The organism is Phycisphaerae bacterium, from assembly GCA_019636475.1.
Lineage (GTDB): Bacteria > Planctomycetota > Phycisphaerae > UBA1845 > UTPLA1 > JADJRI01.
Genome location: JAHBXN010000010.1, coordinates 26872 through 48894, shown reverse-complemented (window position 1 = coordinate 48894; position 22023 = coordinate 26872). Strand labels below are relative to the sequence as shown.

The following is a 22023-nucleotide window of genomic DNA, read 5'->3' as shown; positions in this document are numbered from 1 at the left end:
CCCGGCTCGATCCGCACGTCGGATCAGGCCGCGGCGGGCGGCGAGTCCAGGGGCTGGTGATTCGATCCATGAGTGGGTCGATTCTGCGATTGGTGTTGGGGCGAAGTATCAGGAACGATCGATCGAGCCTTCGGCGGCTGTTGCAAGCCGGCCGGGCCGGCACGATCGGCGACTCCGCGAGAACAGGAGCCGTTCATGGGCGGCTTCGCGTCGGTGCGGTACCCGTCGAAATTCCTGTTGCAATCCCCGTCGTGAACCGCTCATTCACGATATTTCCGCGACACCCTATCCCATGAGGCGAGCGTCTCCCGGCGCACGGTGCGTCAGGAACGCTCGTCCTTTTTTACGGTTCCCGCCAGTCAAGTCCCGAGAATTCCCAACCTCAATCGGACGTGGGTTTCACGAAGCGATAGTGCGAGACCCACCATTCCGTGCCGCCTCGATAGCCGAACAGCTCGGCACAGGCCATGTAGAAAATCCGCCAGCGCATCAGCCATCGGCGGGCATGCTCTCTGCCGTACACTCCCTCCAGGAGGCGAAACGCTTCAGCTTCGCCCGCGTCCAGATTTTGGAGCCAGGCTTCGGCGGTGCGGGCATAGTGAGTGCCGTCCTGCCGCCACCGCCGCTCCAGTTTCAGGTCCCGCTGAAAGTGCAGCAGCATGTCGTCCGAGGGCATGATTCCGCCGGTAAAGAAATGGCGCGACATCCAATCGGACGGACCGCGATCTTCAAAGAGGTATGCCGTTCGGCCGTGGGCGAAGATATGGACGAACAGTTTCCCCCCCGGCCTGAGCCAATCGGAGATGCGCGACATCAAGCGTTCGTGGTTTCGCATATGCTCGAACATCTCGACGGAGACGACGCGATCAAACTGCCCCTGCGGCTGAAAGACGTTCATGTCTGCCGTGATGACCAGAAGATTCGTGATGCCGCGACGCTCGCACTGCGATTGAATGAAAGATCGCTGCGGTGCGGAATTCGAAACAGCCACCAGTTCGGAATTCGGGTATCGCGCGGCCATCCAGAGCGAAAGCGAACCCCAGCCACAGCCCAGTTCCAGAATCCGCTGGCCGTCGTGAAGGTCGGCGTGGTCGCAGGTGACTCGGAGTGATGCCTCCTCGGCCTCATCGAGTGTGCTGATTCCTCGAGGCCAATAGCAACCGCTGTACTTGCGATGCCTGCCAAGGCATATCCCGAAGAATTCCGGAGGAAGCTCGTAGTGCTGCTCGTTCGCGGCGCGGGTCTCGATCGCGATCGGTCCCGTGCGCAGGGAGTCCAGCAGTTCCGAGAGCCGGTCCTGCATGGCGTCCGGTCCGCCATCCGCTCGCTCTCTCAGGCCCTCCGAGAGCAGCCTGCGAATGCCGGCGCGAATAAGCGATTCCGGAATCCAGCCTCGTTCCGCCAGATCGAGCAGTCGCGACATCAGGTCGCCGGCTGCCCGCTCTCGGGCCGCGGGTCGCACGGAAGCGATCGACGGGTCACGCTCGGCTTCGCGCGTCGAGCGCATCGAGACGCGGGATTGGGTCGAGATCGGGGCGTCTGCGTTCATGGAGATGTCTCCTTCGGAATCCACGGGAAGAAAACGCTGGTCGTCCTTTGATACTCACGGTAGTCGTTTCCTCGCGATGCCAGCGCGCGAGCTTCAGTCGGTGGAATTCCGGTGATCTTGAACAGGAAAAACAGCATCAGGATCGGACCCGCCAGAGTCAGCCAGCCGAAGGATGCGGTTGCGCCGACGGCGATATAGGCGAACCAGTGGATCCACTCGAAAAAATAGTTCGGATGCCGCGAGTATCGCCAGAGCCCTTCACGACAGGTGCGATTGCGATTTTCCGGCCGAGCGCGAAACGCGCTCAGTTGCAGATCGGCGACGGACTCTCCGACGATCGCAATGACTGCGATCAGCGCTCCGAGAAAGTCCAATGCCGTCAGGTGTGCCGGCGCGGCGCGCATCGCAATGAGCGGAGGCACTGAAAAGAGAATCACCAGCACCGCCTGAAACTGATAGAACCAGAAGAACCAGGATGCCGCACGCACGCCTTTTTCCTCGCGAATCGCTTGATAGCGACCATCCTCCGGCTCTCGGCGGATGCGTCGCCAAAGATGGATACTGAGCCGCATGGACCAGATTCCGGTCATGGCAGCCACCAGCGCGCGTCGTCCGGCGAATCCAGGCGAGAATGCAGCGTAAAACAGCGTCACCAGCCCGATGCCTGCCGACCATGCAAGATCGACCGGCCCGGCGTTCTGCGTTCGCTGCTGCAAGGCCCAGAGCATGAGCATGATGAGGCTCATGATCGCGGCCGCAAAGATTAATAGCCGTATCGCGTCCATTTCAGGCTCGAGCCTCCGCCGTCGATGCGATAACGCAGGCGTTTCCCACGGCCCCGCGTCGCTTTACGCAGGCCGATGCGAGGCGAAGCATGATCGGCAGCAGGACTGCATAGCCTCCGCCGATGAGACAAAGCGCCGGCACGCGCGAGCCATGAATCAAAATCGCGCCAATCGACTCGGCCGCTGAATAGGCGATCGGGCCGCTGACTCCGCCGATCACGGCGGCCAGAAGAAACCTGCGTTGAAGTCGAGCAAGGCCGCCGTTGAGCGTCGTGGCAAATCCGATCCAGATTGAAAGCATCCACAGCGGGCAGGGCCACGAACGCGGCATCTCTGCCGCGAAGCTCAAGATACCCAGGCGTGCCCAGAGACAATCCACTACAAACCCGATCAATGCGCAGCTCAGCACGAGTCGCGCTTCGACCGCCCTATGTGTCCTCATCAGAAGGTGTATGACCAGAGTGATCGTCGCGAACAAGGGGCCAGGCCATGCGTGCCCCTGCGCCGCCCCAAAGATTGCGGCAAACCACGTCGCCTGAAACAACAGGATATTTATGATCATTCGTTGCATGGTCGCCTTGATCGCCGTGTGGAACGCTCGCGGTTCATGGCCGCCAGGCGTCCTGCTCGAGCGCCGGCAGCAGCGCGGGCGTCGTATTACGCGGTTTCTTAAGAAGCATCTGCACCACATCGAGCCGGCGCTCCGCGAAACCGCCTTCGCAGTAACAAAGGTAAAACTCCCACAGACGCAGAAACTCTTCAGACAGTCCCAGCCGCCGGGCCTCGTCCGAGTGGGCGTTTAACCGGTCTCTCCAGCACCGCAGCGTGCGTGCGTAGTGGGTTCCGAATTGTTCGAGGTGGCTCATCGTCAGATCGCTGGACGTGGCGATTGAGCGCGCCAAGGCGCCGATCGACGGAATGCAACTGCCGGGAAAGATATGGCGTTTGATGAAGTCAACGTCGCGCTTTGCTGCTTCGTAGTGGCGGTCTCCGATCACGATCGCTTGAATGCACGCTTCGCCCTGCGGCGCGAGCAGTGACGCACACTTGCCGAAGAAGGTGTCAAATTGCTGCCAGCCGATGGCTTCAATCATCTCGATCGATACAAGCTTGTCGAAAACGCCCTCGAGATCGCGATAGTCTTTGCTGAGTACTGTCACCCGATCGGTCAATCCGGCGGCTGTCACGCGCTCGCATGCCGACTGATACTGCGCCCTGGAGATCGTGCTGGTCGTCACGTGGCAGCCGTACTCTCTTGCCGCATGGATTGCGAATCCGCCCCAACCGGTGCCGATCTCGATGACCCGGTCGGCCGGTGAGAGCCGGAGCTTTCGGCAGATCCGATCAAACTTCGCGACCGAGGCTTCGGAGAGCGTACTCTCTGGTCGCTCGAATACGCCCGAGGAGTACGCCATCGTTTCGTCGAGCCACAGCCGGTAGAAATCGTTGCCGATATCGTAGTGCGCCGCGATGTTGCGACGGCTGCCCGCACGCGTGTTTCGCGACAGCCAATGACGAAGCCGGTTGATCGGCGACATGATCCGGCCCCAGCCTGAGTCCAGCGCCATCATGGCAGCTTCGTTGTCGATGATGACCCGAATGAGTTCGATTAGATCGCTCGCCGACCACCATCCGCGCCCGTAGGATTCGCCCGCGCCGACCGTTCCGCCAAATGCGATCGCACGCCACGCACGCGAGTCTCGAATTCGCAGCGTCACATCGAGTTGGCAGTCGCCGGTCGTCGAGCCGAAGCTCTCGATTTCGCCATCGGTGGCCACCGTAAGACGACCGCGCTGAATTCGGGAGAATGCGGTGGTCACGATCGTTCGCGCGAGACGATCCAGAAACGCCGGGCCTTGCGTCTCCCGCTTGATCTCTCCAATTGTCGCTTGGCTTCTTGTCAGCATGATGTCGAACCCAGAATCGCCCCAGTGGATTTTATGCGCGCGGATTCGCTCCGAGCGGTCGCGCAATCAGGACGACCCTCGCTCAGTAATGTCGAAGTCGCGTCACCAGGCGAAACGGTGTTCCTCCCGGGGTGAGGGTGGAACGGACATCGCCTCAGCCAGAGGCGAAACGCCTGCCAGTAGATCCCCGCCACGACCTTAAACGTCATCAGCGGATGCCTCGCCAGAACCGAGGCGAGCGATGCAGTCGAGATTTCGCGTCGATCCATCGCCAGGTTCGCGTCGAAAATGCGATGCCCATTTTCGCGGTTTAACATTCGAATGTTCAGGGTCCGGCCCGCAACGCGAAATTGCCAGTCGTAGTCCAACTGCATCCCCATGAAAGGCGAAATGTGAAATTCCTTGCCGAAACGAAATCGCAGAATGCCGGGCTTGTCCGCCGCCGCTCGGGCGTCCAGAACATAGCAATGCTGCTCGCCCCAGGGCGTATTGTTGATCTCGGCGATGATCGCCTCCAATTGCTCACCCGCCGGGTCAAAGCAAAAATAGAAACTCACCGGATTGATGCGATATCGAAAATACTCCAGGTGAGTAAGCAGTCGAATCGGACCGCTCGGCCGAAAGCCCAGACGCTCGTTCACGAGCACCCGGGCCGCTTCGTCCAACGGCGTCTCCGCACCGCCCGCCACGCCCTTCAGGTGATCGGACCGCCGGAATCGGGCCAATGCCCGGCCCTCGATCGACCACAGCCAGCGACGGCGAAACAAGGTCGGAAGTTCCGACAGGTCGAGGTACATCATGAATAGTTTGTAGTGAAATGTGTGCCGCACCGGCGCGTGCCGCTGATGATGAACACGACCTTCATAGATGCAACTGGCCAACACCGCTCTTCCCCGTGCCCGACATTCGTCTAGGAATAGGCCTGCATCATCGCTGCGGAACCGGCCGCACGCTCTCACCGCGCTTCTCACGCTGCGACCCATGTGGCGTGCTGCCCCTTCAATGAATCAAGGCTTTTGCCAAACCAACTTGCAACTGTCAGGCCACTTCGAACGCCGTCTTCGTGAAAACCGTAGCCCCAATAGGCGCCGCAGTAGTGCGTTCGACGCGTCCCGCTGATCTCGCTGTGGCGCCGCTGCGCCGAAACACTTCTGCCGTCGAAGATGGGATGGTGATATTCGATCGACTTGATCACCCGTCGCGGGTCGATGTCCTGCGTCGAATTCAGACTGACAAGATAGTCGCACTGTGCGTCGAGTCCTTGCAGCCGGTTCATATGGTAGGAGACGTCGACAGCATCTCGCCCGCCACTTGGAATGCGATAATTCCAACTCGACCAGACCCGTCGCAGATTGGGCATGACGCATGCGTCGGTATGCAGGACGGTTTCGTTGCGTTGAAAGCGAATCGCACCCAGTATCTCGCGCTCCGCGGGAGATGCATCCCTCAGCATCCGCAGGGCCTGATCGCTGTGCGATGCGATGACCACCTGATCAAACTTCTCGACACCCGTCGGCGTCGTCAATTCGACATGCTCCGGCCGGCGACGCAGGCCCAAGACGGGGCAGTTCGTTCGGATCCGGTCTTCGAACGGGGCGATCAGACGCTCAACATACCGAATCGAGCCGCCGCGAATCACTCGCCAGGTCGGCCGTTGAAAACCCGACATCATGCCGTGGTTCTCAAAGAACTGAACGAAAAACCTCAGCGGGATTCGACCGAATTCCGTCGGTTCAGCGGACCACACCGCCGCCCCCATTGGGATTAGGTAATGTTCTAGAAACTCCGGCGAATAATCGGCTGACCTGAGATAGTCCAGTAGCGACGATTCGGCGTGGCCATTGCGGGCAGCGGCTGACGCGGTTCGGTTGAAGCGCATTACGTCCCGCAACATGCGATGAAATCGCGGTCGAAGCAGATTGCGTCGTTGGGCGAACAGGGTGTTCAGGTTCGTGCCGGCCCATTCTAGCCCGGTTTTCCGGCATGAAACGCTGAAACTCATATCGCTGGGTTGACTCTGGACACCGAGTATCGAGAGCAGGCGGGTGAAGTTGGGATAGGCGTCCTCATTGAAAACAATGAACCCGGTGTCAACATCAAGCCCGCGGTTTCCTTCGGCCACCCGAACGGTATGAGTGTGGCCGCCGACTCGGTTGTCGGCCTCGAAAACCGTGATCTCGTGCTCGTCGTTCAACAGGCGAGCGACGATCAATCCCGATATGCCCGAACCGATAATCGCAATACGCATGTTGAAGCGTCCAGTCAGGATTCCGCGATCGGCGAACCAGAAAACTGCCGATCAACTCCAACGACTCGCCGGATTCTTCCGACGTCAATCGTCGCAATAAGAGTAGCGCAATGAATCCGCTGCGGCAACAGAATTGACCGAAAATTCGTTCATCAACAGAGCCGATAGCAAAGACCTTCAGTCCGCCGCGTGGCGTTTATTGTTATAATTCATTATATAATAATATCTTAAGTTTATGCGAGGCGAGGTCCTGGCACGAATTGAATTCAGGAGACCGGTTGACTTGATTTGGATTGCGAGTGATAAATCATGCAGGGCCCACTCCATCCAATCGGTCGCAAAAGGACTCCCGCGAATAGCAGGGCGGAAGCGTCGTCCGTGGGCGCCACCGAATCCGGGAACAAAGCGAGTGCAGACGCCGTCGTAAGACACGAGTCCGCAAGCACTCGAAAAAGGTTGAATCGCTCGCCGGGCCGCCGGCGTTGACGATAGACACCCGAGATTGCTGCTCGGCACTTGCGGGGCTCAAGATCAAGGTGGGAAGCGGCGCGATTGCCTAGGTTCATGACGGGGCGGCGTTCATCGGAATAGCAGCCGAACGACAAGCCCCAGCGCACCAACACCAATGAAAATCAAGAACCGTCGCCACTGGTGACGCTGAAACGCCGCGAGTGCTTCAAGATCAAGGTACCAGCGGTCGGGCTGGACGGCCACGAATACACCCTTGCACGCCATGTGACGGAATATCCAGTGGGTCCGCATCCCGAGTTCCCGCAGCGATCGAGCTGAATGTGGATCGGTCGCACCCGCGTCACGAAATCGACGAACGATCTCCCTCTGCCGGCCCATGATGATCGCGGCCGCACTCATGCCTGCATTCTAACGCATCGTAAGGCCGGCGCGGCACTCGCACGCAATCGCCGCACCTTGGGCAGGCTCCGCTCGGTACCCTCACCGCGCTCCGCCCGCCCACGACGCGTGCTTCGAACGGTGCTGGACTAACATAACGGGTGGACTAAACCCAGGGGAAGGTCATGCTCACACAAACCAGAACGATAGCGCATCACGATCCTATCTGAGCTTCCGTTGCGTGGCCAGTAAATGCAACCCAATTCGCGCAACATCCTGGGGCGGGCACCGGACATTCCGCCGCCGACGCTGCGTCGAACCATCCGCGCGTCCGGTTGCAGAAGGCGCACACGCTGAGCATCACGGGAACCTCGACGAGCACGCCCACGACTGTCGCCAACGCTGCGCCGGACTCCGGGCCGTACAGCGCGATGGCCGTTGCAACCGCCAGCTCGAAAAAGTTGCTCGCGCCGATCAAGGCGCCCGGGGCGGCGACACTGTGCGGAACGCGGAACAGCTTCATCAGGGCGTAGGCGAGCGACGAATTGAAATACACCTGAATGAGAATCGGAACCGCGATCAATAAGACGTGGAAGAATCGCGTCGTAATGTTGTCGGCTTGAAAGGCGAAAATCAGCACCAGCGTCGCGAGCAGCGCCAAGACCGCGACGGGGTGGAACCGCGGCAGGAACGACTTCTCAAACCACTCGACGCCGCGATGCCGAATCAGCGTGCGGCGCGTCATGGCCCCGGCGACGAGCGGAATCACGATGAAGCAGATGACAGCGTACAGCAGGACCATGAATGGAACCGTCAACGTGGATGCGCCGTTCACGAGAAACGTCACGATCGGCGCGAATAGCACAAGCATGAGCAGGTCGTTCATGGACACCTGGACGAGTGTGTATGCCGCGTCGCCACGCGTCAAATAGCTCCAGACAAAGACCATCGCGGTGCAGGGTGCGGCCGCGAGAATGATCACTCCGGCGATGTACTGGTCAGCGAGTTCGGCTCCGATCCAAGGAAGGAAGAAATGCTTGAAGAACAAATAGCCGATAAGCGCCATGCTGAACGGTTTCACCATCCAGTTGATGAAGCACGTGATGAGTAATCCCTTCGGCCGCTTGCCAACACCCAGGACCGATGCGAAATCGACCTTCAGCATCATTGGGTAAATCATCAGCCAGATGAGCACGGCGATCGGGACATTGATCTGGCTGCCGCCGCCGAATTGCAGGCGGCGTAGCGCATCGGTTAGGCCGGGCAAGAGTTTGCCGATGGCGATGCCCACAACCATGCAGACTGCGACCCAAATCGTCAGATATCGCTCAAATAGGTTCAGTCGGCGCACATCAGTTGGATTGCTCATGGAAGGACCTCAAGGCTTAACCGCCGCGATGTCCAGGCTTGTGATGAAGTCGCCCGGCTTTGTCGCTGCCGGAAGTTGGCGAATAATGCGTTCGTACAGCGGGTCCTGCCATGACGACATCGACTCCATGTATTGTGGCTTCGGTGTGAGAACAATCCGCGTCAAACCGGCGGATTGCATCTGCTGGCGTGTCTCCTCAATAAGAATCGCTCCTGCGATGCAGCCAATGAGTGCCTCGACGTCGCGACGAATCGCATCGGGCAGTGGCTGAAGCAACGCAAGGTCGGAAACCGCCACACGTCCACCGGGCTTGAGGACTCGCGCGATTTCCTGCCAGACCCGTGCCTTGTTAGGTGAGAGATTCAGGACGCAGTTGCTGATAACCACGTCGACGCTTCCGTCGGCGACGGGCAGATTCTCAATCTCGCCCAATCGGAATTCAACATTGTTCAAGCCGGACCGATCCCGATAGAGAGCCACATTGCGGCGGGCCTTTGCGAGCATGTCCGGCGTCATGTCCACGCCGATCACACGGCCGGACGCGCCGACCTTCGGGCCGGCGACGAAGCAATCGAATCCGCCGCCAGCGCCAAGGTCGAGCACGACTTCGCCTGGTCGAAGCGATGCGAGCGCCGTAGGGTTTCCGCAGGAAAGCCCCATGTTGGCCGCCTCGGGCGTCACCGCAAGATCCTGCTGCGAATAGCCGATGGCTTGTGCCAACTCGTCGGGCGTAAATGTCGCCGGACCGCAACAACCTCCTCCGGATCTGCCCTGCGCGATTTTGGAATAGCCGTCCCGAACCTGGTCGCGCACAGCTTCGGCGTTGTCGGCGGCGAGCACTGACGCTCCTCCGCAACACGAGTCGGAACAACACGGCTTGTTTGAATCGGTCATCGCAACTGGTCTCCTCTCTCGTGTGCTGCTCCCGCGTACTTCGCGGTGAGCACATCGGGAAGTGATTCGACAAATCGGCGTATTTCGTCGCGCACGCGCCGATAGTGCGGCATGGCCTCATCATCGTTTTTTGCACGCTCGGCCAACCGCGGTGGATCATCGAAGCCCATATGGATAACCCGCGTGCGGGCCGGGAATAGCGGGCAGGCCTCGTGAGCCGAATCGCACACGGTGATTACGTAATCGAATTCGACGCCGAGTTCCTCGGGTCTCTTGCTGGTGTGGGCCGAGAGGTCGATCCCGACTTCGGCCATTGCTCGCACCGCTAACCGGTTTATCCCGTGCGGATCGATCCCGGCGGAGTACGGTTCGATGGAATCCGAACAGAGCGACCGGGCCCACCCTTCCGCCATCTGACTTCGGCACGAGTTGCCGGTACACAGGAACAGCACGCGGAGGCGCTTAGCGGCACTTGCCATTGCACGACCCTCCCTTTTCCGGGCAGCACTCCTCCAACGCATCTGCGAGCGAGCGGAGGGACCGGCACAGTTCGGCGTAGCGGACGCGGTAGAAGACCGTCCGCCCTTCCTTCTTGGCTTCCAGCACGCCGGAGCGAGCCAGCAATGCGAGGTGCCGGGACACCACGGAGAAGTCCACGGTGCAGCACTCTGCCATCTCACCCACGGAGCAGCCCCGCCCGCACTTGGCGATGCACGCGAGAAGCGAAACGCGGGTGGGGTCGGAAAACGCCTTGAACATCGCCGTGTCCAGCAGTTCGTCCACTGGCCTGCAGCACGCTGCGGCTTGCTTGGGGGTGGCTGGACACCGACGTTTGCTTACTTGCGTCATTGTGCATATATTAGCCCGCGACGAGGTCGGCGTCAATCGCGGGCTTTATGCCACGGAAATTGCGCAGAAGTTCAAATTCTCTCGGGAGTCACCTCTCTTAGGCTGGCCGTTTTGGTAAGTGATCTATGCCTTAGAATTGGCACTTGATGGACATAAGTGCTTGCTTATCAATGAGAAAGCCCTTCGACGTACTTGCCGTGGGACTTGATCTCTCGACAACTCGGGGCAACAGTACGCCGTGCGCCACTGGTGGGCAAGCTACCAGTGTCGCATGCGCGACAAGGTTTTTTCCCCGAAGCTATAGCGGGATGCCATCATTTTTCTTGAAACAAGGTGGCGCGAAATTTGTTTCTGACTTGTTCCAACTCCGAGTGTAGATCACCGCCCGGTTCCATCGAGTCCCGAGCATCCTGATATCGTTTGTCAATGCTGCTCATGGATGCATGATCACCCTTGACGAGAGCTTTATGGTAGAAAGTCAAGACTTCATTGAATTTAAACAGTTTCTCCACCACTGAATCAAGAAGCTCCGTGTGTTTTAAAGGGACGCATAGACGGCACCCGAGATAGTATTCTCTCAGCGACTGATTCGCTTCATAAAGTGCTTTGATTTCATTGATATCCGCTGAGGTCGCGAGTTGGGAGAGTGCAAGCCTTTCGCGTTCCAAACGCTTGAACAGTTCGATCATTGTCTCGGCCCGAAACCGAGTCGTTTCGGCGACGATGAGCCTCTTTCGTTCGGAACCTTGAGTTACGATCATGCCGAGGATTGAAAAACCTCCAGCCAGCAATCCTCCGATTATCGCCGACAACAGATTTGAATCGAACGGAATCCCGATCAGGTCTGCTGGCTGAGATGTTGGCATCGTCTAACCTTTCCTTTGCGATATCTCCGAGTTCTAACGCGAAATTATTACACCGGAACCGCATTATGAGGTTAGAGAATTCGAAGATTCTTATAGTAGGGCGTCACTGGCCGGACCGGACGGCACAGCCCCGCCAGACAACCAGTTCGGCGTAAAGGCGGGCGACCGCATAACCCGCGTGCCGTTTCAGAAAACCACGAAATAACGTTGTTCAACCGGGTCTGCTTCGCGGCCCCCTCACGGTATTTTGGCAGAAAAGCGCGGCCGAGGTTTGTGAACTCACCATTGGCGAGTTCGGCGACGCGACCGAAGCAATCCAATCGCAGTTACAACGAGCAGGAGCGTTGAAGGTTCTGGGACAGGCGTTAATACGAATCCGTTGAGGATTCCATTGTAAAATCCGCGACCGCAAATCCGTCCGTTGTCGTCAATGTCCGTTGCAACTGAGAGATGCCATCCCGAGCCCGGCGGAATCAAGGAGTTCAGGTCCATCGCTGCGCCGTTCGACCAGAGCGTTGCCCGCTGATCGATCGACGTGCCATCTCCCGCTCCGTAGCCCTCCCCGGACCAGCCCACCACGTCCCCATGATTGTTGATCGCGAGTGCTGCCGAACTTTCGTCGGTCCCGAAGACGCCCAAGTCGGTGGCAGCGCTGTTCTGCCATTGAAACGCTCGTGAAAAACCATAACCCAGCGTCGGCGACTCGACCCAGCCAGCGCTGCCGCCCACTTCGTTCACGCGCAGGGCCACGCCCACATCGCTTCCCAGTGTGTCAAGCCATGTGAGATTCCCGTTCGCCCAGACTGCGGGAAGTGGGCTGTACGGCCATTCGGATGTAGATGCCACCCCGACAATTGTGCCATTTTCGGCAATGTCCCACGCTCCACCCACATGCCCCCCAGCGCTCAGGCTCTCCATCACCCAATCGCCACCCGATGGCGTCCATCGCGTGGGCATCGAGTGACCATTCACTGGCGACCAGGTCATACCTACGATGACGTCGTTCTCATTGATTGCGCGCGCCCAGCCCGACACGCCAAGCGAGTATCTTGCGGACGTCCATACCGTCGCCTGATCTCCCGAACCCACAAGCGACAGACTCCCGACAGCCAGACCCTGGGAGTTCAGATCGAATGCCCACGAGCTCGGAGCATCCAGAATAGACACCGAGCCATCGTCCCAGACGGCTGCCTGCTGGAGTCCGAACCCGACGTTGGCACGGCCAGCGATTTGTCCACCGGGGCCGATTCGCTGTGGGCGGAACCTTGTTTCGCCACCGCCCAGTAGACTGATGTCATAGCTCTGCGCGAAACAAAGGGTCGGCAGCCCAAGCAGCACAACCATTGCAATTTTGGCCATGCAACACCTCGCTTCGTAATGACAGCCAATTATGACTGTTGGCGTAGAGGTTTCAGGCGTTCCGTCTCAATTATACCAGTACCGGCATCTTCGCTCGACTCGGAATGCCCGGGATGACCCCCGTTGATAGATATCCCTCCCCCGACCAACGGACGGGATTCGGCGGCCGACGGCCTGGCGGCAGCGCTCCGTGGACGGAGCAGTCCGGCGCAGGGACGTGGTGTTCCGCTTCATGGACGGAAAACATCGGCGCATGGACGCGGCGCGAAGAAGAATGGATGCCTATCGAAAGTCCATCCCTCTGCGGGCTGATGGTGGGGACGGCGCAGAGAAAATAAAGAAGGCCCGTGGATGGGACGGAAATCCCATTCGCACGGGCCACATTTCAGGATGCGATGCGAAACCTGAGTAGACCTCAGGGGGTCAGACGGTGCAGCCGAAGACGCCGTTCAAGGCAGAGCGGACATCCGGCGCCGAGACGTTGAAGAAGTAGAACACAGTCCACAGCACGTTGAGCAAGTTCTGAACCAGATCAATGAACGGCGTTGCGGCGTAGCAAATCAGATCCATTTCGATGACTCCTTGACGAATAGGCCCCCGCTGGGGCGACCGCGCTCAAACGAGCACATTTCACTCGGCAGAGACAGCATCGCGAAGCTGAAATCATTGAACCACGTTTTGAATCACCTTGCCGATGTGTCTAACTCTCTATCGGCTGAAATTGCCGGATTTGTAAAGAGGAGCGGTCCGAATATGCCAGGGTTTGCCTTTTCCGTATACCGCGAGGCGACGATAAGGCTCTTGCGGGCCAGATATTAACCCGCCGGGGCGCGCGTGTCGATCTGGCTGGTTCTGACGCTGCCCACAAAGTAACTCAGAATATCCCGAAATATGCGATGCGAGCCGCTTTTTCGGCCTTCTCGATCGACCGACGATAAACTCTCAAGCGTCTTTGCGTCGCGCCGTTTGCAGGGAATGTATGTCCGACAGTGGATCAAAAAAGGATTGGGGCAAGCAGCCGCACAGGCTGATCGATCTGGAGGAAGCATGGGAGCAGATCGCGCGGATCGTGCGCCCGCTGCCCACCTGTGAAGTCGACGTGCGTCAGGCGTTTGGCCGGGTGCTTGCCGAGCCGATTGTGGCGAATGACGATTTTCCGCCGTTCGACAAATCGATGATGGACGGCTTCGCCGTTCGTTCGGTCGATTGCGCGGTTTGCAACGCGCGACTGACGATTGCGGGCCTGGCGGCGGCGGGCGGGTCGGTTACGCAGCAGATCACGGCCGGGTCGGCGGTTCGGATCAATACCGGCGCGCCGCTTCCACCCGGAACGGACGCGGTGGTGCGGATTGAAGACGCGCAAATATCGAGCGACGGGTCGAGCGTGACGATCGGTGTAGCGGCAACCACCGGCATGAATGTTTCGCGTCGGGGCGCTCATGTTCGGCAGCGCGACATCGTCCTGGCACCGCCGCTGAAGATCGAAGCGCCACAGATTGCCGTCATGGCGGCGAACGGCCTGACAAGCGTGCGCGTCTATCCTGAAGTCACGGTCGGCGTCGTCACAACAGGAAATGAGCTGGTCCCGCCGGGAACGCCGCGCGGCCCGGGACAGATCTTCGAGAGCAACGGGCCGATGCTCGGAGCGTTGATGCGACAGTTCGGAGCACAGTTGCACGACTGCGGCGTTGCGCGGGATGATCCGCAGGAACTGCGAGAGCGTCTTTCAATGGCGCTCCGGCATCCGATTGCCGTCGCTTCGGGCGGAATGTCGATGGGAACGCTCGATCTGGTTCCGGAAGTTTTCACGGATCTGGGCGTCGAGTGGAAGTTCCACGGGGTGCAGGTTCGACCGGGCAAGCCGATCGCCTACGGGGTAGGCCCAGATGGCCAGCATGTGTTCGGGCTGCCGGGAAATCCGGTGAGCGCGTATGTTTGCTCATGGCTGTTTGTTCGAATGGCGGTGAGGGGCCTGATGGGGCACGCGGTACTGCCGCCGCATCGTTGGCGAGCTTCGCTGAATCGCGAAATGAAGGCGACACGCGACGCACGGCCTGCGTTTGTCCCCGCCCGTGTCTGGAATGATGATCAGAGAGGCATGGTTGCAGACCCATGTGGCTGGGGCGGTTCCGGCGATCCGTTCGGCCAGGCGCTGGCGAACGCCCTCATCGTTCGTGAGAATCCGACGGAGGCTGCAGCGGTAGGGTGCCATGTAAATGTCATTTTTATCTCGACCGATCCATAACGCACCATCGGATCTTCACCGGCTTTTCTCATTCAGCAATGCCAAGAAAAAACGCCCAGACGACCGTCCTTCGGTCGACCGGGCGTGCAGTGTTCTTGGGCGATCGGTTGGAGTCGCCGACGTTAGTTGAGGTTGTCCGGGGGAGTGAAGATGTCTCCCAGGTTTCCAAATAAGAGCTGCAAAACCAGGTTAATGACAAAGAAGATAGCGTAGACCGGCAGCAGGCCGAATATTCCACCGCCGCCAAGTCCTGGAAGTAGTCCAAACATTGCAATTTCTCCTCTACGATGCGAGAGTTTTTTGAGTTTCCTGCATATCTAAAATATATCACGATCACGGAATAATGACCAGAGACTCGGGGAGCGCCGCAGAACACCGGCGGCAGGCTTAACGGGGTTGCTCGCTTTTAACGCCGGGCCAATTCGCGAGATAGGCAGCTTCCAAATCGGCGGACGAGGCAAACTGGAAGAGCCGGGTGAGCTGCGCCAGGCTGGCCTCTTTGTCGTTAATCTCCAGCACGCGGCCCAGTCCGCCCCGCGATGCCAGAACATCCACGAACTGGTAGGCTTCACAGTAGAATTCCGCTTCCGGCGGGTGAGTCTGGCTGATGTTCAGAAGAAGCCCGAGCTTTCGCGGACGTGGAAGATCATGGAACAGCCTCGCAAATTGTCGCCGTCGACATTTCGGCTCCACGTGAAGCGCGAGCCCCTCACTGATGACGGCGGGCATCGGGCGATATTCGTTTCGAGCGGCGATCATCAGATGCGCCAACTCGTGCGAAAGCGACGCCGACAGCATCATCGGATCCTGCTGGTACAGGTGTATTTCATGCCGCACGAGGCGTCGTCCGCTCGAATCGATCACGCTGGCCGCCCGCACGTCCCTTCCGTGGCCGAGGGCTTCGCGGAATGATCGCGCGTCGACATGAATGAAAATGTCGCACGGCGCCTGCCATGGAATCTCTCCGATATCAAGCGACAGCAGATCCGCAATTCGGGCGAAGTGGAACCGAACCGCTTCCGCGACGAGTTCGGCCACTCGTTCATTGCGATGATGGATTCGGAACCGATCGCTCGGAAGCACGCGTGGCTCGCCTGGGTCGGCGTGTTGCCAGAATCCGCGCCGCCGTCCGCAGGAATCGATGTCATATCGCTGTCGCAGCGATGCCATCACCTGGTTCCGCAGGTCCTGCGCGGCGGCCGCCGATTCGGTCGCGGGGCGTCCCAGGAAACGGGCGTATTCATTGGCGGCTCGTCCCGGCTCGCCAAGGTTTTCATAAGCCAGTCCCCTCAGCACGGCGAGCATTCTGTCTGACCCGGGCGATGTGCCGCCGACGGTCGCGGCTCGTTGCAGCGAGAGTTTCCAGAATTCCGGCGGATAGATCGTGCGATCGATGTCGCGGGCCAGGGCGTGCGCGAGGCATTGAAGCCAGCGATCGAGCAGGGCGGCTGTCGGTGCCAGGCCGAGTTCATCCCCGAGTTTCAGGGCCGCGTCATAGTGGAATGCGGCTGTGTGAAAGTTCTTGGTGATGTATTCGTCATCGCCCGCACCGATGGACGCCTGGTAAAAACTCGAAAGCCATTCCCGGCGGTGGCTGGGTACGAGAGCCACTGCCTGTCGAAACGTGACAAACGCCGGCTCATACCATTCGAGCGCGAGCCATTTTCGAGCCGTCTCCACGCGCACGGGCGCGGCGGCGCGACCCGCGGCGATGCGGTGAAGCAGATCACGAGGCTCAGGGTCGGAGGGTTGAGCCCGCTCGGCCGCCTCGAGCGTTTTTTCCGCCAGCGCGAACCGCTCGTCGGCGACAAGTCGTCGTGCAAGCGCCAGGTGTAGGGCGACGAACTCCTCACGGACTCGATCGTCCGCGGGGTTGGCCTGAAGCGCGCGCTGAGCGGCCTCAAGCGCCGCGTCGATTTTTTCCTCGGCGATCAGTCGGGCCGCTGTTTGACGCAGATCCTCGGCGGCGGATAGTGCGGCGGCGACGGCCCGCGGTTCAGCCTGAGCGGACCGTTTCAACGGGATATCGAGCGCGCCGGGAATGGACAGCACGATCATGCCCATGAGCATCGCCTTCGTGGCGATCGAGCCACGCGGCGCGGCCGGAACTGCGCGGCGCGTGCCCGCTGCATTCGCACGGCTGTCATCAAGCCGGGATTTCATGACGCCCCTCGCCCGCCGGCCGGAGGCCGACTTGCGGCCATTGTACCCGTTTCCGGATTGGAGGGGGGGCGAGACCGAAGGCGACGGGCACGCGGCTGTAGGCGAAGGGGATTCAATGGTATAGTCCGTCCGTGATGCGGCCTGTCCGGTTCATCTCGAATCCGATTCTCCCGCGATCCGTTCATCGCGCGCTGCCGGATCGATTCCATTCTTCCCGGGTCCGAGCCGTTTTCTCGGATCGCCGGGCGGGACAGCCGTCGAGGTTCCACTTCCTATTCCAACGTCCCGTCGCTTCGCGGAGCCATACTTCATGCTTCAACATTTTCTACGCCTCTTCCTGATTCTCGCGGTCATGGCTGTTGGCATGAGTTACGTGGAGAAGGGAAACCTGCTTCCCGATTCGCGTACGATCCTGATCGTCGGCGTCTTGATTCTCGCCGTGTGCGTCGTGGCGGTGGAGGTGCTGATTCCCCGCAAAAGCCTCCAGGCGTTGTCCGGCCTGTTCTTCGGGTTGATCGTCGGGCTGGTGATTTCCTACGGGCTGAATTTCGTGCTGAATGCGATGTCCTACGCGTTTCTGCCGGCCGAGTATCTGCCGGTCGGCGGCGTGGAGCATCCGATCCTCGCGGTCACGAAGGTTCTGCTGGGCATCATCGTCTGCTACTACTGCGTCAGCTTCGTGCTTCAGACCAAGGACGACATCCGGTTCGTCATCCCCTATGTTGAATTCGCCCGGCAGGTCAAGGGCGGCCGGCCGATCATCCTGGACACCTCCGTCATCATCGACGGCCGGATCGCGGAGATCTGCGACACCGGCATCATCGACACGAAGCTGGTGGTCCCGCGATTCGTGCTGCACGAGCTTCAGGCCGTGGCGGACTCGAATGACAAACTCAAGCGCGTCCGCGGGCGGCGCGGGCTGGACGTGCTGAACAAGCTTCAGATGAAGGAGCATGTTGACATCGAGATCCTGGAGCCGACGCTGTCGAAGGCCGAGGCGGGCGAATCGGTCGACCTGAAGCTGCTGGCGCTGGCGGCGCAGCTCAACGGCCGGGTGGCGACGAACGACTACAATCTGAACAAGATCGGCCAGTTGCGGAATATTGACATCATCAACATCAACGACCTGGCCAACGCCCTCAAGCCGATCGCCCTGCCGGGGGAGAGCATGAGCGTCAAGATCATCAAGCCCGGCGAGGAGGCCGGGCAGGGCGTCGGCTATCTCGACGACGGGACGATGATCGTCGTCGAGGGCGGGCGGGAGCGGATCGGCGAGGTGGTGTCCGTCGATGTCACGAGCGTGCTCCAGACCTCGGCGGGGCGGATGATCTTCGCCCGCCTGGAAGGTGCGCCGCAGCCCTCTCGCGGGGGGCGTCGTCCGGCCGGCGGGGGATCGCGGGGTTAGGGGAATCGGGCGTGTGCCGGGCGGATGTCCGGCCGGCCGCCGGGAACGTTGCGGAGGGGTTTCATGCCGGATTTCACGCCGCATCAGAAGCGGATCATCGAGCGTTATTACGACCACCGGGACGGGATCATGCTGTCGAAGCTGTCGGAGCTGGCGTCGGAGCTGTTCCTGGCGCAGACCGACCGGAAGCGGGACCAGCTCTGGAAGCGGGTTGAGCAGGCGATGCGGAATCTGAAGGTCGAGGAGGCGTTGGCGGCGCGCATTCTGAAGGAGCGTCGGCCGGAGCTGCTGGCCCGTCACCTGAAGGACTGGCTGGCCGATTCGCGGTGAGCGGGGCGGCGGGGCTTGGGCGCGTCGACGCGGCACGGCGGCAACGGGCCGCGGCGCTTCGGCGCGGGGCGCGGGCGCTGCATTTATTCCTGCTTTTGCCGCGCTTCTCATGAGAAACGCGCCGGACGAGACTGTGTTTGCCGCATTTCGTGGCTTGTTTGCGCCGCTTCCCGTCTGAAGCGCGGCAATTGTTGCCGCAACGGCGGCGAATGACAGAAAATTCGCGGCAAAAAATCCCTTTTTTGCGAAGGTCGCGTCCATCGGCGGTCGAACAGGGGGACGTGGCGCTGCGCCGCGGCCGTTTCGACCTTTGCCGCGGCCGTTTCGACCTTTGCCGCGGCCGTTTCGACCTTTGCCGCGGCCGTTTCGACCTTTGCCGCGGTCGTCGAGAGCGGCTCGGCCGTCGTGCCGCGCCGGCGCGGCCCTTTTTTGTGACGGCGTCGGCGGGCTTGGTGCCGACGGGAAAGATGCGGCCGTCGATTTCCATGTCGTCGACCTGCATCTTGTTGGGAATGCCGTCGAGGGCGATGACCGCCCCGTTCTCGAACTCGATAGACATTCACGGCGCGAAGGCGTGGACGACAAACTCGTATAATTCCCTCTTCGATGTGCGCTTGCGGATCGTTTCAACGCTCACATCCACGAAACCGGCATCCTCGAACATCGCTGCGTAGATGCCCTCTACCGGAAGCAAAGTGTCGTAGAACTTGGAGTTGCCGACGATGTAGTGGCAGCGAGCGCCGGGAGCAAGCACTTCGCGCAGGCCCACCATGTGGCATTTGATGTCCTCGAAGTACTTGTGGACGTAGCGGCCAAGTAGCCTGTGGCTCCGGCTGATCTCGCGGATGATGCGATCGAAATGCGGGAATGGGATGTTGCCGTGACCGTTGGGGGTCCAGGTGTTAAGCAGGCTCGTAGCGCAGCCCCATGTGCCGCCGATGGCCTTCCAATCGAGCTCACCGGCGGCGCGGCCGTCGGAGAGATAGCCAAGCCAGTACATGTACGGACGAAGCTCGCGAATGTAGGACATACGGTTGGGATAGGGCGGCGATGTGATGACGGCGGTATACCGATCTTCGCTCGTGGGGAGAACTGCGGGGAGGTGGCGCGAATCGCCTAGGAACACACGGCAATCGGCGGTTGGTGGCTCGATGCCCACACTGTCGGCGATTTCGTTAGCTGCGACCACGAAGGCGTCGGCGATGCGATTGGCCGTCCGCGTTGGAGTCTCAGTGACAAGTTCCGCTTCGTCGTCCTTCTTCTTGAAGGACATGGACTGGTGTCCGAAGGAGACATTGGCATTCTGGATCATCACGCGGCAGAACGCGACTCGCAAGAGATCGCCGACGTTGTCAACCCGGTCGCGCGTCGGGTTGCGGATCGCGTCACACAAGGCGGCCAGCGCGTGCAGCGTGGGAGCATCCCACCACTTCTCGATCTGGTGAAGGTCGGGCTTCCAAGAGTGAGTGCCTCGCTCGCGGGCCTTGTCGGCGATTCGTGAGGCCGCCGATTTCATGGCGCGGACCACGCTGTCGTCGAATCGTGTCAGCTTGAGATTGCCGAGCCAGACGAGGAACGGGTTGATGTCAGCCGCGTGGCAGCGGATGCCAAGCGAAGCGCAGGCGAGCGGCGTGGTGCCGGTGCCGGAGAAGGGATCAAGGACGAACTCATCCGGGCCGGATTGTTTGAGTAGCTCGCGTACAAGATGGAGCGAGTACGCGGGGGTCAGACGAAGCCAGCCGTGCCGCCCCAGTGCGACATTGCCGCGAAAGGTCAGATGGTCACGAAGACCGAGGCCGTGTGCGGGCGCGCGGTTGGCGATGGGATGGCCAAATAGGTCCGTGTTCATTTGAGTAACCCCTCGAACACGGCCAGCGTCTCGGACTTGATCGCGGCGGAGTTGCGACGAAAGAACCCGGCTAAGTCATAGCCCAGCACGTCGCGGCAGAAGACGTAAGTCGAATCGGTCATTGTGCCACCGACAGTCCCGCGCAGGATGAGCCAGTGCGCCCGCTGATATCGCTCGGCCAAGTTGTCGGGAATTTGTACCGACAGAAGGACCATCACGGGCAGGTAGCGATGAGCAAAGGCGTTGGCAGCGTTAGAGACGTCAGCGTTCTGGCGCTTCGCATCGTTGCTCTTGTACCCCTGCCGGACTTCAAAGACGCAGCCCTCCAGCCCGATTGCGTTCTTGCCTTTGAGCCCGACGCTCTCGGTCGCCTCGGCAAGCCATGATCCCGCCCGCATGCGGGCCCGAGCGTCGGCGATCTTGTCGAGCGGGATACGGCCGTCCAAGGCGAGCGTTCGCGCCTTTGCTCCCTTCGCTTTGACCTTGTACGACCATGTGGCATCCATGGTGGAGAGGCCCAGCGTGTCTTGCAGGATGTTCTGAAAGACCAGTTGGCAACTCAGTCCGATCTGTCGGTACACCGAGGTCATCCCCCCGGCGGCCTTATGCGCAGAGTAGACCAACGGCGAATCCAGCCCGAACCACGAATAAAACTCATCCTCTCTATATATTTGTTGGAAGCGATCGAGGGAGATGCCGTCGCCCTTGCCATGTCCGAAGGCGGGCTTGTAGTTGAGGCAGACGCGCAGAGCGTTGCGGATGAGAGCTAGATAGCGCTCGTCGGGGTTGAGTGTACTTGCGTCAGTAACCATCAAGCCACCATTCTTGTGCGAGAGTGGCTGGCGTGCCAATCGCAGTGGTAATAGAACGAGCCGGTCTTCTTCAGCACCCGCGCCAGTTCCACGCAGCGCGGCCGCATGTAGTCGATGTAGGCCTGCGTGCTCGCGTGTCGATCAGCGACGAGGCCCGACCGGGACGAGCCGCCGCCGAATTCTTGGTGGTCTTTGCCCGGACTTTCTTCTTTCCCATCCTGCGGGAGCATACTGTCAGCCCCCCGCCGATTCAATGCGAAGCGGATTCACGCCCCGGCGCGAATAACACAGTTTTCGTCACGAAAACTGTGATTTTTGGCGCGGCGTTCGTGAGATTCGGAGCGGAGTCGTTGAGATTTGGCGTGGATGCCGCCTCATTCGCGGTAAATGCGTACGGATTCCGCGCGAAGGGCGACACATTTCCGGCGCGCGGGGCCATTCCCGCGCCGGCGCGGCCCTCTTTTGCGAAAGTCGGGGGCGCGGGCGGCCGCTCCCGCTTCCCGCCATTGAGGAACGGTGCGGTTCGATTCGTCGCCGCGCCGTT

At 60.3% G+C, this 22023-nt stretch carries 22 protein-coding genes; 3 read left to right on the top strand and 19 right to left on the bottom strand.

Features of this window, described 5'->3' with window-relative positions; all coding sequences use genetic code 11:
• Positions 1–382: 382 nt before the first annotated feature.
• The 14 genes from KF841_14750 to KF841_14685 all read right to left on the bottom strand — a co-directional run bounded on the left by KF841_14750 (position 383) and on the right by KF841_14685 (position 13245).
• Positions 383–1423, bottom strand: a complete 1041-nt coding sequence (locus KF841_14750; GenBank protein ID MBX3396618.1) for a class I SAM-dependent methyltransferase — start codon at positions 1421–1423, stop codon at positions 383–385.
• 122 nt (positions 1424–1545) lie between these two features.
• Entirely contained in the window at positions 1546–2334 is a 789-nt protein-coding gene (locus KF841_14745; GenBank protein MBX3396617.1) for a DUF1295 domain-containing protein, read from the bottom strand.
• Position 2335: 1 nt separating this feature from the next.
• Positions 2336–2905 carry a DUF2878 domain-containing protein gene (locus KF841_14740; protein MBX3396616.1) on the bottom strand — a complete coding sequence of 190 codons (570 nt, stop codon included), beginning with the start codon at positions 2903–2905 and terminating at the stop codon, positions 2336–2338.
• A gap of 34 nt (positions 2906–2939) precedes the next feature.
• The gene (locus KF841_14735) at positions 2940–4241 is read right to left on the bottom strand and encodes a class I SAM-dependent methyltransferase (protein ID MBX3396615.1); all 1302 of its coding nucleotides are present in this window, start codon (positions 4239–4241) and stop codon (positions 2940–2942) included.
• Entirely contained in the window at positions 4235–5224 is a 990-nt protein-coding gene (locus KF841_14730) for a DUF1365 domain-containing protein (GenBank protein MBX3396614.1), read from the bottom strand. Before KF841_14730 ends, KF841_14735 begins: the two co-directional genes overlap by 7 nt.
• Positions 5209–6489 (bottom strand): FAD-dependent oxidoreductase, encoded by a 1281-nt coding sequence (locus tag KF841_14725; GenBank protein MBX3396613.1) that lies wholly within the window; start codon positions 6487–6489, stop codon positions 5209–5211. Before KF841_14725 ends, KF841_14730 begins: the two co-directional genes overlap by 16 nt.
• 579 nt (positions 6490–7068) lie before the next feature.
• Positions 7069–7359 carry a hypothetical protein gene (locus KF841_14720; GenBank protein ID MBX3396612.1) on the bottom strand — a complete coding sequence of 97 codons (291 nt, stop codon included), beginning with the start codon at positions 7357–7359 and terminating at the stop codon, positions 7069–7071.
• 193 nt (positions 7360–7552) lie between these two features.
• Positions 7553–8707: an ACR3 family arsenite efflux transporter gene (gene arsB / locus KF841_14715; GenBank protein MBX3396611.1), complete on the bottom strand. Its 1155-nt coding sequence runs from the start codon at positions 8705–8707 to the stop codon at positions 7553–7555.
• A gap of 9 nt (positions 8708–8716) precedes the next feature.
• The gene (gene arsM / locus KF841_14710; GenBank protein MBX3396610.1) at positions 8717–9601 is read right to left on the bottom strand and encodes an arsenite methyltransferase; all 885 of its coding nucleotides are present in this window, start codon (positions 9599–9601) and stop codon (positions 8717–8719) included.
• A complete protein-coding gene (locus KF841_14705; protein ID MBX3396609.1) occupies positions 9598–10080 on the bottom strand; it encodes an arsenate reductase ArsC in 483 nt (160 codons plus the stop codon). Before KF841_14705 ends, arsM begins: the two co-directional genes overlap by 4 nt.
• Positions 10064–10384, bottom strand: a complete 321-nt coding sequence (locus KF841_14700) for a winged helix-turn-helix transcriptional regulator (protein MBX3396608.1) — start codon at positions 10382–10384, stop codon at positions 10064–10066. The genes KF841_14705 and KF841_14700 overlap by 17 nt, the downstream gene beginning before the upstream one ends.
• Before the next feature lie 380 nt (positions 10385–10764).
• Complete coding sequence (locus KF841_14695) at positions 10765–11316, bottom strand: hypothetical protein (GenBank protein ID MBX3396607.1); 552 nt, start codon at positions 11314–11316, stop codon at positions 10765–10767.
• Between the two features lie 279 nt (positions 11317–11595).
• A complete protein-coding gene (locus KF841_14690; protein ID MBX3396606.1) occupies positions 11596–12675 on the bottom strand; it encodes a PEP-CTERM sorting domain-containing protein in 1080 nt (359 codons plus the stop codon).
• A gap of 423 nt (positions 12676–13098) precedes the next feature.
• Entirely contained in the window at positions 13099–13245 is a 147-nt protein-coding gene (locus KF841_14685) for a hypothetical protein (protein ID MBX3396605.1), read from the bottom strand.
• Positions 13246–13654: 409 nt separating this feature from the next.
• Between KF841_14685 and KF841_14680 the strand changes: the two genes are divergently transcribed.
• Complete coding sequence (locus tag KF841_14680) at positions 13655–14920, top strand: molybdopterin molybdotransferase MoeA (GenBank protein MBX3396604.1); 1266 nt, start codon at positions 13655–13657, stop codon at positions 14918–14920.
• 122 nt (positions 14921–15042) lie between these two features.
• Here the strand turns inward: KF841_14680 and KF841_14675 are convergent, their stop codons facing one another.
• Both KF841_14675 and KF841_14670 read right to left on the bottom strand, forming a co-directional pair.
• On the bottom strand, positions 15043–15189 hold the full coding sequence (locus tag KF841_14675) for a hypothetical protein (GenBank protein MBX3396603.1): 147 nt from the start codon (positions 15187–15189) through the stop codon (positions 15043–15045).
• Between the two features lie 118 nt (positions 15190–15307).
• Positions 15308–17083: a tetratricopeptide repeat protein gene (locus KF841_14670; protein ID MBX3396602.1), complete on the bottom strand. Its 1776-nt coding sequence runs from the start codon at positions 17081–17083 to the stop codon at positions 15308–15310.
• Positions 17084–17510: 427 nt separating this feature from the next.
• Here KF841_14670 and KF841_14665 point away from each other — a divergent pair, with 427 nt between their 5' ends.
• A complete protein-coding gene (locus tag KF841_14665) occupies positions 17511–18488 on the top strand; it encodes a TRAM domain-containing protein (protein MBX3396601.1) in 978 nt (325 codons plus the stop codon).
• Positions 18489–18551: 63 nt separating this feature from the next.
• Positions 18552–18818 carry a hypothetical protein gene (locus KF841_14660; protein MBX3396600.1) on the top strand — a complete coding sequence of 89 codons (267 nt, stop codon included), beginning with the start codon at positions 18552–18554 and terminating at the stop codon, positions 18816–18818.
• Positions 18819–19377: 559 nt separating this feature from the next.
• On the opposite strand, the gene KF841_14655 is transcribed toward KF841_14660, so the two are convergent.
• From KF841_14655 to KF841_14645, 3 genes are read right to left on the bottom strand one after another with little or no spacing between them, the layout of a single operon-like run.
• Positions 19378–20667, bottom strand: a complete 1290-nt coding sequence (locus tag KF841_14655) for a site-specific DNA-methyltransferase (protein MBX3396599.1) — start codon at positions 20665–20667, stop codon at positions 19378–19380.
• Positions 20664–21479: a hypothetical protein gene (locus KF841_14650; GenBank protein MBX3396598.1), complete on the bottom strand. Its 816-nt coding sequence runs from the start codon at positions 21477–21479 to the stop codon at positions 20664–20666. The genes KF841_14655 and KF841_14650 overlap by 4 nt, the downstream gene beginning before the upstream one ends.
• Positions 21479–21709: a hypothetical protein gene (locus tag KF841_14645; protein MBX3396597.1), complete on the bottom strand. Its 231-nt coding sequence runs from the start codon at positions 21707–21709 to the stop codon at positions 21479–21481. Before KF841_14645 ends, KF841_14650 begins: the two co-directional genes overlap by 1 nt.
• Between the last annotated feature and the right edge of the window lie 314 nt (positions 21710–22023).

Bases quoted from the DNA above. Each gene is read 5' to 3' on its own strand.
- KF841_14750 (MBX3396618.1), bottom strand. From the start codon at position 1,423: ATGTCGCGACTGCTCGATCTGGCGGAACGAGGCTGGATTCCGGAATCG.
- KF841_14745 (MBX3396617.1), bottom strand. From the start codon at position 2,334: ATGGACGCGATACGGCTATTAATCTTTGCGGCCGCGATCATGAGCCTC.
- KF841_14740 (MBX3396616.1), bottom strand. From the start codon at position 2,905: ATGCAACGAATGATCATAAATATCCTGTTGTTTCAGGCGACGTGGTTT.
- KF841_14735 (MBX3396615.1), bottom strand. From the start codon at position 4,241: ATGCTGACAAGAAGCCAAGCGACAATTGGAGAGATCAAGCGGGAGACG.
- KF841_14730 (MBX3396614.1), bottom strand. From the start codon at position 5,224: ATGGGTCGCAGCGTGAGAAGCGCGGTGAGAGCGTGCGGCCGGTTCCGC.
- KF841_14725 (MBX3396613.1), bottom strand. From the start codon at position 6,489: ATGCGTATTGCGATTATCGGTTCGGGCATATCGGGATTGATCGTCGCT.
- KF841_14720 (MBX3396612.1), bottom strand. From the start codon at position 7,359: ATGAGTGCGGCCGCGATCATCATGGGCCGGCAGAGGGAGATCGTTCGT.
- arsB (MBX3396611.1), bottom strand. From the start codon at position 8,707: ATGAGCAATCCAACTGATGTGCGCCGACTGAACCTATTTGAGCGATAT.
- arsM (MBX3396610.1), bottom strand. From the start codon at position 9,601: ATGACCGATTCAAACAAGCCGTGTTGTTCCGACTCGTGTTGCGGAGGA.
- KF841_14705 (MBX3396609.1), bottom strand. From the start codon at position 10,080: ATGGCAAGTGCCGCTAAGCGCCTCCGCGTGCTGTTCCTGTGTACCGGC.
- KF841_14695 (MBX3396607.1), bottom strand. From the start codon at position 11,316: ATGCCAACATCTCAGCCAGCAGACCTGATCGGGATTCCGTTCGATTCA.
- KF841_14690 (MBX3396606.1), bottom strand. From the start codon at position 12,675: ATGGCCAAAATTGCAATGGTTGTGCTGCTTGGGCTGCCGACCCTTTGT.
- KF841_14685 (MBX3396605.1), bottom strand. From the start codon at position 13,245: ATGGATCTGATTTGCTACGCCGCAACGCCGTTCATTGATCTGGTTCAG.
- KF841_14680 (MBX3396604.1), top strand. From the start codon at position 13,655: ATGTCCGACAGTGGATCAAAAAAGGATTGGGGCAAGCAGCCGCACAGG.
- KF841_14675 (MBX3396603.1), bottom strand. From the start codon at position 15,189: ATGTTTGGACTACTTCCAGGACTTGGCGGCGGTGGAATATTCGGCCTG.
- KF841_14670 (MBX3396602.1), bottom strand. From the start codon at position 17,083: ATGAAATCCCGGCTTGATGACAGCCGTGCGAATGCAGCGGGCACGCGC.
- KF841_14660 (MBX3396600.1), top strand. From the start codon at position 18,552: ATGCCGGATTTCACGCCGCATCAGAAGCGGATCATCGAGCGTTATTAC.
- KF841_14655 (MBX3396599.1), bottom strand. From the start codon at position 20,667: ATGAACACGGACCTATTTGGCCATCCCATCGCCAACCGCGCGCCCGCA.
- KF841_14650 (MBX3396598.1), bottom strand. From the start codon at position 21,479: ATGGTTACTGACGCAAGTACACTCAACCCCGACGAGCGCTATCTAGCT.
- KF841_14645 (MBX3396597.1), bottom strand. From the start codon at position 21,709: ATGCTCCCGCAGGATGGGAAAGAAGAAAGTCCGGGCAAAGACCACCAA.